This is a genomic window from Methanosarcina barkeri 3, assembly GCF_000970305.1.
GTDB classification, from domain to species: Archaea; Halobacteriota; Methanosarcinia; order Methanosarcinales; family Methanosarcinaceae; genus Methanosarcina; species Methanosarcina barkeri_A.
In genome coordinates this window covers 1,070,009-1,084,258 of record NZ_CP009517.1, presented here as the reverse complement: position 1 = coordinate 1,084,258, position 14,250 = coordinate 1,070,009, and the positions used below count along the sequence as shown (strand labels likewise).

General features: G+C 38.1%; 10 protein-coding genes. 4 read left to right on the top strand and 6 right to left on the bottom strand.

All coding sequences use genetic code 11. From position 1 onward, the window contains the following. Positions 1 to 256: 256 nt before the first annotated feature. Positions 257 to 538 carry a ferredoxin-thioredoxin reductase catalytic domain-containing protein gene (locus tag MSBR3_RS04385; protein WP_048106701.1) on the bottom strand — a complete coding sequence of 94 codons (282 nt, stop codon included), beginning with the start codon at positions 536 to 538 and terminating at the stop codon, positions 257 to 259. Between the two features lie 1,974 nt (positions 539 to 2,512). On the opposite strand from MSBR3_RS04385, the gene hdrA2 reads away from it, so the two are divergent. The 3 genes from hdrA2 to MSBR3_RS04370 all read left to right on the top strand — a co-directional run bounded on the left by hdrA2 (position 2,513) and on the right by MSBR3_RS04370 (position 7,051). Then, a complete protein-coding gene (gene hdrA2 / locus MSBR3_RS04380) occupies positions 2,513 to 4,891 on the top strand; it encodes a CoB-CoM heterodisulfide reductase HdrA2 (RefSeq protein WP_048106700.1) in 2,379 nt (792 codons plus the stop codon). Beyond that, positions 4,888 to 6,381, top strand: a complete 1,494-nt coding sequence (locus MSBR3_RS04375; RefSeq protein WP_394297722.1) for a 4Fe-4S binding protein — start codon at positions 4,888 to 4,890, stop codon at positions 6,379 to 6,381. Before hdrA2 ends, MSBR3_RS04375 begins: the two co-directional genes overlap by 4 nt. A 436-nt stretch (positions 6,382 to 6,817) precedes the next feature. Then, positions 6,818 to 7,051, top strand: coding sequence for a winged helix-turn-helix domain-containing protein (locus MSBR3_RS04370; RefSeq protein WP_230627781.1), 234 nt, complete (start codon positions 6,818 to 6,820; stop codon positions 7,049 to 7,051). A gap of 86 nt (positions 7,052 to 7,137) precedes the next feature. On the opposite strand, the gene MSBR3_RS04365 is transcribed toward MSBR3_RS04370, so the two are convergent. Then, positions 7,138 to 7,608 carry a universal stress protein gene (locus tag MSBR3_RS04365; RefSeq protein ID WP_048106696.1) on the bottom strand — a complete coding sequence of 157 codons (471 nt, stop codon included), beginning with the start codon at positions 7,606 to 7,608 and terminating at the stop codon, positions 7,138 to 7,140. Between the two features lie 843 nt (positions 7,609 to 8,451). Between MSBR3_RS04365 and MSBR3_RS04360 the strand changes: the two genes are divergently transcribed. Continuing rightward, positions 8,452 to 9,027, top strand: coding sequence for a UPF0228 family protein (locus MSBR3_RS04360; RefSeq protein ID WP_048106695.1), 576 nt, complete (start codon positions 8,452 to 8,454; stop codon positions 9,025 to 9,027). 1,135 nt (positions 9,028 to 10,162) lie between these two features. On the opposite strand, the gene MSBR3_RS20000 is transcribed toward MSBR3_RS04360, so the two are convergent. From MSBR3_RS20000 to MSBR3_RS04350, 4 genes are all read right to left on the bottom strand, one after another. Beyond that, entirely contained in the window at positions 10,163 to 10,324 is a 162-nt protein-coding gene (locus tag MSBR3_RS20000) for a hypothetical protein (RefSeq protein ID WP_155396721.1), read from the bottom strand. A 640-nt stretch (positions 10,325 to 10,964) separates the two neighbouring features. Next, a complete protein-coding gene (locus MSBR3_RS04355; protein ID WP_048106694.1) occupies positions 10,965 to 11,645 on the bottom strand; it encodes a zinc ribbon domain-containing protein in 681 nt (226 codons plus the stop codon). Between the two features lie 4 nt (positions 11,646 to 11,649). Continuing rightward, positions 11,650 to 11,979 (bottom strand): double zinc ribbon domain-containing protein, encoded by a 330-nt coding sequence (locus tag MSBR3_RS19295; protein WP_080942192.1) that lies wholly within the window; start codon positions 11,977 to 11,979, stop codon positions 11,650 to 11,652. A gap of 827 nt (positions 11,980 to 12,806) precedes the next feature. After that, positions 12,807 to 14,177, bottom strand: coding sequence for a hypothetical protein (locus tag MSBR3_RS04350; RefSeq protein ID WP_048106693.1), 1,371 nt, complete (start codon positions 14,175 to 14,177; stop codon positions 12,807 to 12,809). Between the last annotated feature and the right edge of the window lie 73 nt (positions 14,178 to 14,250).

Here is a 14,250-nt window from a genome sequence, read left to right as displayed (position 1 = left end):
AAAGGTTTGCGATTAAGCTTTTTGAAAAGGCTTGTGATCACGTAGTCATAACGTTTTAGATTTAGCAGTGATTTTCGCTCAAGCCTTTTTTGAAAAGGCTTACGGGCAAGTCTTAAGATTTTGATATCCTTAGGTATGCAGTCTTTTGCTTCCAGGTTTTTCAGGCCAGTAGAGCTTACAAATTAATTTCTCTGACCTTCGGAAATAGACCAGTAAATCCTCTTTATAGGTAAACCGATCTGGAATTTAATTTAATTTAATTTAATTTAAAGAAAAGTTCGCAGTGACAGTTTCCGTCCCTTTCGACTTCTTCTTTATGATAGATGCAGGGACATACAATCTTTCTATCTTCTTTTTCATCTCCGGTAACTATTCTGCAGGGGCAGTAACGCCTTCCGAATTTCTCAAGCTTAACTGCAAGTCCATCAAGCACATAGTCAAGAGCTTCTTTATCAGGGTTAAGCTTGTAACCTGCTTTGTCTGCATATTTCTGAGTCCATTCATACATTTTCTGTTTTAATTCATTATGATCAGTCATATAAAAAACTCCTTGAGCTTTAATTTGAAGCAATCCTGAACCTTGGTGAGAAGAATTCCTGAACCTTGGTGAGAAGAATATGTTAATCAAATGTGAATCTATGTGAGTTGTTTATAGAACGGGAATATTATGAAGTATACTAGAATTAAGTATACTGAAGACTTTTAAGTTGCATGAGATATTTATAGGAATAACCTGAGTGTTTAGTGTCACTTCCATCTGTAAAGTTATTAACCTCTAGTTTCGTTTAAGGCTATTTATAGAAATACCTTGTCCTGCAGGAATTAACTAGTTCATCGCAGTATAACTAATTTTATCTCGCTCATGCCCATGTAACCAATGTCGTCTCACTAGCATCCATATGACCGGTTTTCCGTTATGATCTTTTCTTGAATTGTCCGTTTGAAACTGGTTTCTAGATTACGAATTAAGTTCTCAAACTATAAATTAATTGGTAAAACTCCAGCAATAAGGCCTAATTAACGATGTTAAGGCTTTTGTTCTTACCCAACAGGTTTCAGTCAAATTGCTGAAAAGCCAATGCAGAGTCGGTATACTAATTTAGGCTATAAAGTTAAATTCTGGTTAATTATTTGGCTTGATATGAATACGAAAGTTTTGCAAATGAATATAAATTTTTATATATAAATAGACTGTTAATCGTTGTCTTATATAAGCTGTTAAATTCTATTATATAAATAGACTGTCATATTATGGTATAGAAATAAATACTGTAGACTAATCTGATTATGAACACAGGTTTACGGACTTAATATAATTGATTTAAATCTTTTCTTTATAGTAATAAACTAATGAAAATCAGTTAATAAAATCAGCTTGACGAAAATCCACAAATAAGCCAACTGACGTAAAAACCAAGCCAACTTATATAAACCAAACAAAGTGACGTAAGACAGGACAACTGACATGGCTCGCTTTATATACAAATTTATAGAAAGTTTTTTACTGATTCTATTAACTCTTTTTAGGCACATGAATGGATCTATAAAAACACATAATATAGTTATTAGATATTTTTGGCATAGTATGTTGAGCCTATCCAAATAGCTACTTTCTCTTATTCATTGGGAATTTCAAAGTTGTTTTCACGATCTTGAGCTTGATTAATTATTCGAGATACAGGACTCAGGAAGCAAATTTCAAGTTATGGGATACTCATAAAGTATTTAAAGAATAATGGATAAAAAAATTTAATTAATTGTATAAAGTCAGGTGAAGTTTAAACACCACTTCCCAAATTTTGCATATCAGAAGACAAGAAGTAAGTTAACTTGTAATTTATTTTATCTTTTGAATATATCTGTTTAAGGACATATTATAGAAACCCTTATATTGTCACAAAAACAAATATTATTTATGTTATGTTATAAAATAGTAAGTTTAAGCTGCCTTTTTTGCTCAATCGTCGATGCACATTGATTCCAAATTCTTATAACTTTCGCAGCTTTGCTCATTTATCTTCTAACTTTGTATAAGAATCATCCAGAATGGATCATAAGGATACTGAGTTGAGTCACCGTGATGAAATAAAGGTTTTGATTTTGTACAAAACACCTATATTTTTATTCAGTTCAAAAGATAAAGTATAGGGATATGTAAAAATAACTGATTTGTGTCTGAGTGCCTGATTCACAACTGAGTAACAAATTAATTGATAAGTAATAACTTAACCGGTATTAGCAAACTCATGAATTTGAACTGACAAAACACTCTAGTTTGAAAAAGTCTTTGTTGATCAGCTGTACCAACCTGACTTTTCTGTATGGTAAAACGCCCTGGATATACGGTTCTGAATTATGGTTCAGAAATTCTCAGAAATTATGACTTTCAATTATAACTTTCAACTATAATTTCAACTATAGCTTGAAAGTTATATGTAAAACATGTTAAAAACTGATCACGAAGTAATCATTAACATTCAACACAAAACACAGGTATACGGAGTCACCAATTATGCGAATCGGAGTCTACATTTGCCACTGCGGGCTAAATATTGCTGGAGTAATAGATGTATTAGCTCTACAGGAAATGGCGGCCGAACTGGAAGATGTGGTGCTCGCCCGGGAAGTACAGTTTCTATGTTCCGATTCCGGACAGGAAGGCATCATTAAAGATATAAAAGAAAATAAAATCGACAGGGTTGTAATAGCTGCCTGCTCTCCAAGGCTACATGAGAAGACTTTCAGGCATGTAATGGAAAAAGCCGGGTTGAACCCTTACCTTATGGAAATGGTAAACATAAGGGAGCAGTGCTCCTGGGTGCACGCCGATGACCCCCAGATGGCTACCCAGAAGGCTTTTGACCTTATAAGGATGGGAGTTGCAAAGGCAAAATTCCTCAAGGAGCTAAGTGCAACAAGTTCAAAAGCCAGCAGAAATGTCCTGATCATAGGAGGAGGGGTTGCCGGAATCGAAGCAGCACTGAACCTTGCAGAAGCCGGTTTTCCAGTCACATTGGTTGAAAAAGAATCCACTATCGGAGGCAAGATGGCATTGATGAACGAGGTTTTTCCCACAAATGACTGCTCCATCTGTGTGCTTGCCCCTAAAATGACTGAAGTTCAGAACCATCCGAATATTACCCTTTACACTTATTCCGAAGTTACCGATATTTCCGGATCTGTCGGCAAATTCCATGTAAAAGTCAAACGCAAACCCAGGTTCATACTTGAAGACAAATGTAAAGGCTGTGTCGACCTCTGCTCTGCAGTCTGTCCCGTAGAAATCGAGAACCCTATGAATTACGGGGTCGGAAAGACCAGAGCTGTATATATGCCAATTCCTCAGTCCGTTCCGCAGGTAGTGCTAATAGACCCTGACCACTGTGTTGGCTGTGGACTGTGTTTGCAGGCATGCCCTGCCGATGCTGTTGATTACGAACAAAAACCTGAAGAAATTGAGTTTGAAGCTGGAGCAGTTATTGTTTCAACAGGTTACCAGCTCTTTGATGCTTCCAGGAAAAAGGAGTACGGGTTTGGGAAGTATCCTGATGTTATAACAAATATGCAGCTAGAGCGCATGCTTAACTCTGCAGGACCTACAGGCGGAAGAGTCATTGTGCCTTCTACAGGCAAACCGCCAAAAAGCGTTGCGTTCATTCAGTGTGTCGGTTCAAGGGATAAAACCGTTGGCAATGAATACTGCTCAAGGGTTTGCTGCATGGCCGCACTTAAAAATTCCCAGATGGTTAAGGAACGCTACCCTGACACTGAGATCACAATTCATTACATTGACATCCGGGCTGCAGGAGAGATGTATGAGGAATATTATTCAAGGACGCAGGCTATGGGCGTTGATTTCATAAGGGGAAAAGTTGCCGAAATTTACGCAGGTGAAGACGGCAGGCCTGTACTCAGGTATGAAAATACCCTTGAATCCCGGGTTGAAGAAGAAGCCTGTGACCTTGTTGTGCTCTCAACAGGCTATGAGCCCAGCAAAGCAGCAGAAGGCATAGGCCGGATGTTAAACCTTGCTCGGCGGCCTGACAGGTTCTTTGCAAGCGCTCACCCGAAAATGCGTCCTGTAGATGCCCCTGTCAGTGGAGTTTTCCTTGCAGGCTGTGCCTCAGGGCCCAAAGAGATCCAGGTTTCGATTGCTCAGGGAAGTGCATGTGCATCCAAGGTTATGCAACTCCTCGGAACAGGTGAGCTTGAAGCCGATCCTATGGGAGCCCATGTTGACCCTGAAAAATGTATAGGCTGCAGGACCTGTCTTGAGGTCTGCAAATTCGGGAAAATCAAAATAGAGAATAAAAAAGCTGTTGTAGACGAGGTTTCATGTTACGGTTGCGGAGACTGTAGTGCTGCATGCCCTGCTGGGGCAATCCAGATGCGAAACTTCGAAAATGAACAGATTCTTTCCCAGGTTCGGGCTGCAACTGCACACAGGTCTCAGAGTCCTTTTATTGTGGCTTTCCTCTGCAACTGGTGCAGTTACGCCTGTGCAGACCTGACCGGGATGTCAAGACTGCATTACCCGACAAATATCAGGGTTATCCGTACAATGTGCTCGGCAAGGGTGAACCCGGAATTCGTGCTTGAAGCCTTAAAAGGAGGAGCCGACGGAGTGCTTGTTGCAGGCTGCAGAATGGACGAATGCCATTACATCCACGGAAATTTCGATGCAAAACAGAGGATGGATGTCTTAAAGGAAGTTATAACGGAAATCGGGCTCGACTCCAGACGGCTGAGAACTCTATGGATCTCGGCTGCCGAAGGAGAACGTTTCTCAAACACGATTACCGAGTTTGTAAAGGAGCTTGAAGAAATCGGGCCCATAGGAACCGAACTCAAGCTTGAAAAACCCGAAACCGAACTTGAGGAGATGGCATAATGAGAGAGCACACTGAACAGGAAGCTCACGTCTGCAGAGGTTGCTGTGAGACAGAAGAAAATGAAGTTATAGAACTTGAAGATGGATTCGAAACCAATAAGTTTGAAGCCGATGAGTTAGAAGCTGTGGATCTTGAAGCAGAAGCTCCTGAGAATCCTGAGGAATCCCAGGAAAAGATCACGGTTACAACCAGCATGGACCTTCAGGGCTCCCACTTTCTCTATACCCAGGCCACCGAGAAATCCCTCAAGACTCTGGATTATGATTATAAACGCTGCAATGGCTGTGGAATCTGTGCAGAGATCTGTCCGACAAAAGCTCTTGAAATGGGACCACTTCATGAAATTGCAACCGGGCTTGATGCGCCTGCTGTGATGATGGACCTTGAAAAATGCACTTTCTGCAGGATGTGCTCAAACCTCTGTCCTGTTCATGCCATCACCTTTGAAGCTGTGGGAGAAGTTCCTGATGAGAAACAGTATCCGAAGTACGATACGTTTGTTAAGATTAATGATAAATGCCTCCCCTGTGCTCTATGTGAGGGAGCCTGCCCTCAGGATGCAATTGAAGTTGAGTTCACTTTCCCGAAAAAAGAAGAGATAGCGCCTTTAAAGGAAGGGGCAGAAGGAGAGATCGAGATCGACACTGATAAGTGCAATTTTTGCGGAGTCTGCGCCCGGTTCTGTGACGCCTTCATCCTTCTCGAGCGTGAACCTACACCTGATAATCCCGTACCTTTCGAGCAAATCCTTGTGGACGAGGACAAATGTGATTATTGTGTGCTATGCCAGGATCTCTGCCCTGAAGAAGCAATAAAGGTTAAAGGAGAACGTCCCTGTGAGGCTCCGAAAATCGAGGGGAAAATTAAGATAGACGAGTTAAAGTGTACGCAGTGTGCACGCTGCAAGACTGTCTGTCCATATGAAGCCGTGGACCTGCAAAAACCTATGGAAGGAGAGCTGAGCCTTATTGAAACTAACCTTAAGGAATGTGATCCTCAGGGGTGCCGTGGCTGTTTTAATGTCTGTCCCTCCGAACTCTGGTATGTGCCTACAGATCCTGAAGACCCGCGAAAAATTGCTTTTGAGGAAGACTTCTGTACCTATTGCGGAGCCTGTGTGAAAGCCTGTCATTTAGATGCTATTAAAGTAGAAAGGATCGATGTCCACCACACTGAAATTCCTGATACCCCCTGGGCTGCCCAGTGGAGGGATGCAATTGAATCCCTGAAGACAGGAGTAAGGAAAGGAGTTGACCGTGCAGTACATAGGGAAACCGAGACTCTCAAAGCTCAGAAATTCATGGGTATAACGCCTCCAGGAGTTGACGAGAAAATGCTTGCAGCCGTGCAGGCAAAACTTGAGGCTTTAATGCCAGCCCTCAGGAGTGCTAAAGTCAGAAAACTCTGGGAGACTGACTCTCCGAAAAATGCAGCTGAAGCTGTGAAAAAGAAATTCGAAGTTTCCGGAGTAAAAGTTAAAGAAAGTTAAAGAAAGTTAAAGTGAGAATGGAAATGAGTTCTCATTTTACTAGTACTGCGGTTCTCGAGCAGGTTCATAAAACTTAACCAGGACTTACGCTGTTGAACTGAGAAATCAATAGTATCAAACCTTTAACTGTCGAAATACGTAACATATTCGCAGTGTCGAATGTGCTTGATTTTGTACTTCAAGTGCGTAAGTCCTATCAACTTTTTAATAGATCCGAAGATCACGGACTTTCCAAGGAAAACAAGGAATTGATTTTGAAACCGAAGTACTACTAAACTATTTTGATTTATTGGAAAAAACCTTAGCAGAAAAACCTAATATATTGATCCAACATATTGTTTAAGGTATGTATATTAGAATTCATAAACTTATTATCCTGAAAACAGTACCTACTTTTTAAAGTAAAACTATTCTGATAATGAAATTGGTGATAAATATGCCAGAGAACATGAATATGCCAGAGAATATGAATTTAAAAATCGGAGAAGCTGCAGGAGTGTTGTATCATAGGCTAGAAGAAGGTGAATGCAGTTTGAACCAGGTAAAGACTCACTTGAGTGCCAATGGCTTTGATTCTCAAATGGCTTTAATGTCTATTGGCTGGCTTGCTAGAGAAGATAAGATAAGCCTTGATAAAAAATCTAATCGCTGGTATGTTCGATTGAAATAACCCTTGTTGAATTTTGGATATATACTTTGTTTTGCATAAATGATTTTCCATTTTTCCATTTATACTTCTAGGAGCTTGCTTTTCCTTCAAGGCTTATTTTTTCTTACAACCATAACAGGGACTTTTGAGTGCCGTACAACATTTACGGCAACGCTGCCTAAAAGCAGCCGATCAATTCCTGTTCTGCCAAGAGTGCCCATAACAATGACATCCATTTTTTCTTCTTCGGCGTAACGGATCAGCTCAGATGCAGGATGCCCTTCAAGCAAGATAGACTTTACATTGACATTTTCCAGCTCTCCTATTCCTTTTACATAATCCAGGGCTTTGCATCCTTCTCTCTTCAATTCTTCGCTCATTCTTTCCCATTCAAAATCTACAGCCATAGAAGAAAAATACTCCGTAGATACTACATAAACTGCATAAACCGTCCCTCCACTCAGCCTGGCAAGTTCTATTCCTCTATTGGCAGCAAGCCTTGAGCAGACCGAACCGTCAGTTGCAATCATTATTTTGTTAAAAGTAACGTTCTCTATGTTGACTCCCCACTTATTCATTCACCTGCAAGAAATATAACGCCATCGAATAACGCCATCAGACTTCAGAAAGTGAGAATGCCAGGTACTTTTTAATATGACAGTCCCAATGAGAAAGTTTTTGAAGTTGATAAGTCTCAACTGCTTTTAATGATGAAGTTCTGACACTTTTGCTGGTAATGAGAAAAATACGATGTTTATTTGGCTCTTCATTGTTTTGTGTGGATATCTCACAATGTCCTCATAAAACCCAATCCTGTCTTGAATTGAAAATCATATTCCATAGGAAATGACGAAGAGCCGTTTATTTTTAATCTAAATTTATAGTCTATAAAATAGTTTATAGATTTATAAAGAAAGGTGAACTTAACTGAATGAGATGATTTCTCAACCTGAAGCCTGTAAATCAAAGGAGAACACATTTAACAGGCGCACTTATTCACCCATATATTACAATCAGAGAATATGTAAGTCTAAATTCGACATTAATTAATTTAGTTTAAACTTAAATAATTTTAAAATTATAAAATTTTTATATATTTATCATTGAGTACCGATTATGACAGGTGCTTATATAAAATACTTCCGGCCAAATTATCTAACTGTCAATATCAAGTAATAAGCTTATATCAAAATTAATTCGAAAATCGAACTATTAGATAGAATGGACAGAAAACTTATAAAGAGTCAGGTATGAGGAATTTATGAAGTTCAAAAGTACTTTCCAGATCACCCGAACTCCATAAATTTGCGCATCAATGATCCTTGGCCTATTGGTCACGCTTATTGGGAAGCATTTGGTGAGGAGGATAATCGCATATATGTGAGGAGTTAAAACTCCTCATTTTTTTAGGGGTAAAGTATATGAATAAAATTAAAAAGAAAATGGCTTTTTTTATCGTTCTTTTAATTCTTGTAGTATTTTATGGGTTTATGCAAATTCCCACGGATAGAGAGACGAAAATAGATGGTTTTCTCATCCAATTCGAAAATGGAACAGCTGAGCCTGAAGCTAAAGCCATTCTTGAAAACTACAATATGACATTGAACTATAGTCTGGACTGCAATTGGAATAATGGCGGTTACAAATACTATATAAAAGTGTACAAAGATGATTTACCTAATGTAGTAAGGGATGGATTGAAGAAAGATGAAAACTGGACTGATTCTGGTTTGCCTTCTTTTACAAAAGGAGATTATATTATATATCCGGTAACAGAACAAGCCGTCCATGATAAAGATTTTCATGAAATACTGGAAAGACATAATATTCAGGTGAAAACTTTTGTCTGGTGTCTAGTTAGCTACAGAGATAATTCAACTAGGTATGATATTCTGGGAAAGAACTGTATTAGGGAGAAAGATGCAATTAGAATAAAAAATGAGCTTGAAACCAATGGGAAAATTTTAACTGTAATGCCTGATTATATTCAATATTAAATATTTTTAAGAGACGATGGAAAATATACAATACCTATAAAACTACTATTCTTGAGGAATTGTTGAATACAATTAATACCAAAATATAACTTTTTATTGTGCGTATATAAAATTGAACTATTTTTGGATAGAACAACCTTTCAAAAAAACGGTTGTCCATGCCATTGAACTGGCTTGTGTTATAGGTATTCGTATAAATCTCATTATCAAGATCTAAACTCATTGATGAGAGTCTTCTATAACCTTTATTCCCACACTAAATCATCTTTTTTACTGCATTTCTAGTGAAGATTTCATATCAGTGACTTCACCTTATTCTCTTCTTTGACCACTATTTTTGTATTTTTAAGCATTACATCGGTAGGTTTTATATCAGTGTGTATTGAACTTTATAAATAGCACGATAAAAGTACTGCATAAATATTACTAAAATTCAGAAGATTCAGTATCAAAAATCCAGTGATGAGTGTAAAATTAAAAATCACTAAATTTTGTAATTAGTTCAGCATATGTGATTTTATTTCTTGATTAAAGTCTTTTAAGATCGAATGTTAATTTTGATTGGCAATTGAATTCTTCTTACGATATGTCTTTAATATCAAAGTCAAATATTATGAAGAAGCCTAAGCTAACTTTTTCTGAATCACATACGTTGGTAATTGTTTACTTAAACCGTGAACTAATTTTGAATTGTTTTTAGCTCGACGTGTAAAACGAAATCTACAGCCATCGAAGAAAAATACTCCGTGGATATCACATAAACTGCATAAACTGTCCCTCCGCTTCCTGGCAAGTTCTATTCCTTTATTGGCAGCAAACCTTGAGCAGACCGAACCGTTAGTTGCAATCATTATTCTCTTAAAAGTAGCGTTCTCTATGCAAAATTCCCCATTTATTTGTTCACTTGCGAGAAATATAACAGCATTGGGATTTGGGGAGTGAGGCCAGGAAATTCCTTATCGAAATTTTTGATATCTCAGCAAAGATATAGTGATGGAAGAATATTAAAAATTATGAGATTTTCGGCAAGAAATACATGGCAATGCAAACCCCAACTAATGCAAAAGAGCCTGTTATTAATTGTCGAGTTTATCGTTGAATTATTAGATCTCTATTACTTTTGCTCCTCTCCTATCTAATCAGTACATTTTATGTTATGCAAACTACGCTTACCTTTGTAATGACCAATTAAATAGCCTGCACATAAGCCTTTAACAAAACCAATTAAACCAATGCCTATAACAACACCAAAAGCTATTTTTGCAGTTGTTTTGCACACTCTTTTAACTTCACCCATATGTACACCTCTATTATTTTAATTTTCTATTAAGTTTTTCTTATTTCATTTTACTGGTTTAGTGTTATACTATCAGGTGCATATACATCTTGCTATGCTTGGCGTATTGTTGAGATCATGAGCCAGCTGCCTTCATTTTTATTTTTTGATTTTTCCGCATCACTAGAACCATCACACATACAGGAAAAACCAGTACCAACCATTGTACAGATTATACAAAATGAGCGTGAAATTCCTTAAATAACAAGCAAACTCAAAGTTGCGCTGGCACATATCCCGCAGCAAGCAACATGTATGTTCGTGCCACCGCTGAAAATACCTTAAAAGAAGATAAACGTAATATGATTTTGTTTCAGCAGAGTTAACAAACAAAAATATAATTGAAAAATAGAGTTATCACTAGCAATTACTTGGGAGGTTTTCCATCTCCGCAGCAAGCTAGCAGGGCATTTGACTGAAATAATAGGCTGATATTTCTCCAGAAATCTGCAAATATGGGCTATTATGTATAATTATCACGTTGTGTAACTTTAATTCTCTGCTCGTACGTAAGTTTAGATAGGTACAGTTAACCAAAATGCCCGAAGAGGAAATATCAACCAGATAAAAGTGTACGATCTATGATTGTTTAACCGGAGAATTAATTTAACTTTGTACCACATTCTCCGCAGAAACTGGTACCAATGGATACTTTGTTACCACAGTTTGGACATTTTGTGAGATTAAGGGATGCTCCGCAGTTATTACAGAATTTTCCTTCACCTGAGGGTTTGCCGCATTCCGGACATAAAGTTTGCCTTCTCTCTATATTGCCTTTAAATACACTTGCATTTTCAGCTTTCTCCCTCATTTCATCTACCATGCGTTCTGCTCTTATTGCAGTCAGCTCAACATTTTCTCTTGGCGCACATTCTACACAGAGATTATCCTGCTCATTCCAGTCGGCTTCACAGACATAGTGTTTGCATCTTGGACACCTGAAGAAGTGTTCTTTTGCCTCATTCTGAGCTATTTCAAAGGCATTTTCCCATTCCTTGCGCCATTCGGGAGACATTCCCTGCTTTCGGTCATTTAGTATATCCACGCCTCTTTCCAGTGCATTTCCAACACCGTATTGGCCTACAAGGTCAGAACCTGCAGAGAGAGCTCTTCCAACCATGCCAAACAGACCTGTCTTCTTATATGTTTTAGATTCGATAAATCTTGTTTTGTAGCCGTCCTGACAGATGTCACAGTAGAAAGTAAACTGGAAACCTGATTCTGAACTGTTATCTTCATAGTTCCGTGTAAAAGGCTGAAGTTGTGACGTCTTGAATCCCATATTATCACCTCAATGGTTCACCGCATCTGATACAATTCTTATTCGCAGGGGACTGCAGGGTCCGACATCTCTGATTGGGGCAGATAATAACAATCGGAGCACTGCAGTTACTGCACTTATCCCCGAGGAATGTTTCTTTTCCGCAACTTTCACATGTGATCCACAGCGAAATACCGCAGTGTCCGCAGACTTTTGCCCCATCCTCAAGAGGATATCTACATACAGGGCATCTTATAGGCCCAAGGGGATTTTCCTGCGTACAGAAAGGACAGAAATTAGAATCGGGCGCGATTAATTTACCGCAATATTTGCATGGATGTTTATAACTGGCCATCTTTCTCCCTTTACTAAATTTTTATTTGCCTAGAAGATGTTCGACAAATATACTATCAATAATTATTGTATTGTAGTTTTTTAAATTTTCTATATTGAACTGTAATGTTCAGGATATCAAAAAATCAGACTTGAGTCTTGGTCAATTTCTCAATGAAACGGCGCAGAATCGGGTATTATAAGAAAAGTTGTGAGAAATTTAAAACTATAATTCTATATATAGGAAAAAAATTATTGTATAACCATGGCAGAATCTATTGGCAATCTCCTCGTCACTTTGAAACAAAATATTCCTTATTTTAAAGATCACGATATAAGTTCTGAAGTGGTGCTTGGAGCATTGATGCACTTGTTCCTGATCCTTTGCTTTATTGTTTTGTTTTATTTGTTAGTAAGAAAGTTCATGTAACTTCAACAGACCGTGATTGATACATGCAGACGGTGGAAAACAGAGTTCACAATTAAGAATGAACGTTAATATAACGTCGATAAGTACTATTATATAACTTTTCTGAATATAGAAACTCTTGGAAAAAAAGTGAATTAATTGAGCTGAGTGGGTTAAAGATTCATAAAGCTGAGTAGGCTAAAGATTCATAAAGCTGAGTAGGCTAAAGATTCATAAAGCTGAGTAGGCTAAAGATTCATAAAGCTGAGTAGGCTAAAGATTCATAAAGCTGAGTAGGCTAAAGATTCATAAAGCTGAGTAGGCTAAAGATTCATAAAGCTGAGTAGGCTAAAGATTCATAAAGCTGAGTAGGCTAAAAATTATACTACTAATATCAGCCTCTTGCAGCTTACTTATGGAAGTTTTTTACAAACCATAACTTATTCTTTTTCCAGCTCATCAATATATGGAGCAAGTGAGGATAAAGCTTCAGCTTTTTGGAGTTCGGATTTAACCATAGATGCCATATTTAGGGCTTTTTTAAAAATCTCTTCTTTTCTAGGTTCTTCCAGGTGCGGGAGAACATACGAGAGAGCTTCTGGCCTCATGTCCTTATCTTTAAGGCCGAAAGCTAATTGAAGAGCTTGCTCAAGAATTTCTTCTTTTCTTTGCTCATTTAGATACGGGATAAGAAATGAGAGAGCCTGTACTTTTTGATAGTCGGAGAAAATCACCTCTATCAGTTCAAGAGCTCTTTCAATAATGGCTTCGTTTTTTAATCCGTAAAGATGCGGGACAAGCGAGGAAAGTATCTGGAATTTTGTATCTCCATATTGAAGATGGTGTGAGGAGCAAAAGATATTTTCAATAAGTTCTTCTTTGCCTGGCCCTTTCAAGTGAGGGAGAAGTGAGGAAAGGACAAGGGCTCTTTCGTTCTCATCTTGAATGTGGGAGGCAGATTCAAGGGCTTTCTCAATAGATTCGGCTTTTTTTGGCCCATTCAGGTACAGGACAGCCAGGGAAAGGGCCTGTGACCTTAAGTCACCATACTGAATCCGGGAAGCAAAATCAAGGATTTCTTCCATGATCTCGTCTTTTTCCGGCTTTTCCAGACGTGAGATTAGCAGTAAAAGAGCCTTTGCCTTTTGAACTCTATCTTGAATCTCATTATCGGTACTTTCAGCACTGGCTTTTTCAAAATTGGGTTTTTTGATATGTTTAATTTCTGCAATTTGCTCAATTCGTAAGTCACTGTGACTCTTTTCGCCTACGACTCCCAGACCAGTAACAGGTTTCTCGGTAGCGGGCATTTCATATCGCTCCGGACTTTTAGAAATATTCTCTCTTGATATAAAGGCTTCAAGCAGACCGTTAAATTCGTCAAGTACTCTGGTTCTATCAAGCAGAGTTTGTTTTGAACCCTGTTCTAAGGTTTGTTTTGTAATCCTGGCCGAACTATCTTCGGTCATTAGCTTCTGTACTGCTTTATAATCCATAAAAGACGAAACTTCTTTAACTAAGTCAGGGTTTCCTTCAAGCAATTTTAAAATCTCCTGAGTAAAAACTTGCCTTACGTCTGTATCAGAAGGTGCAACAACCATATCCCCAGCGGTTTCTTTCAGTTCAATATATCCTATCGAACACAGTTTTTCCCAGAGTTTTTTTTCAGTTTCCCAAACTTCAGACCCCACTTTTTTGCATGCTTCTTCAGCCGCTTTTTTAGACCCGATTACCAGATAAGGGATGACAGGTTCGATAAAATTTACTATTTTTTGTGCCAGCTGTTTAATTATTAAGTTCTGTTGCCGCATTATTTCAGCCTTCTATTTTAATATCCTCATCAGATACTATAATTCACAATTATATAAGTACTATAATTACACA

Excerpts from the sequence above, each read along its gene's own strand:
- MSBR3_RS04385 (WP_048106701.1), bottom strand. The coding sequence starts at position 538 with ATGACTGATCATAATGAATTAAAACAGAAAATGTATGAATGGACTCAG.
- hdrA2 (WP_048106700.1), top strand. The coding sequence starts at position 2,513 with ATGCGAATCGGAGTCTACATTTGCCACTGCGGGCTAAATATTGCTGGA.
- MSBR3_RS04370 (WP_230627781.1), top strand. The coding sequence starts at position 6,818 with ATGCCAGAGAACATGAATATGCCAGAGAATATGAATTTAAAAATCGGA.
- MSBR3_RS04365 (WP_048106696.1), bottom strand. The coding sequence starts at position 7,608 with ATGAATAAGTGGGGAGTCAACATAGAGAACGTTACTTTTAACAAAATA.
- MSBR3_RS04360 (WP_048106695.1), top strand. The coding sequence starts at position 8,452 with ATGAATAAAATTAAAAAGAAAATGGCTTTTTTTATCGTTCTTTTAATT.
- MSBR3_RS20000 (WP_155396721.1), bottom strand. The coding sequence starts at position 10,324 with ATGGGTGAAGTTAAAAGAGTGTGCAAAACAACTGCAAAAATAGCTTTT.
- MSBR3_RS04355 (WP_048106694.1), bottom strand. The coding sequence starts at position 11,645 with ATGGGATTCAAGACGTCACAACTTCAGCCTTTTACACGGAACTATGAA.
- MSBR3_RS19295 (WP_080942192.1), bottom strand. The coding sequence starts at position 11,979 with ATGGCCAGTTATAAACATCCATGCAAATATTGCGGTAAATTAATCGCG.
- MSBR3_RS04350 (WP_048106693.1), bottom strand. The coding sequence starts at position 14,177 with ATGCGGCAACAGAACTTAATAATTAAACAGCTGGCACAAAAAATAGTA.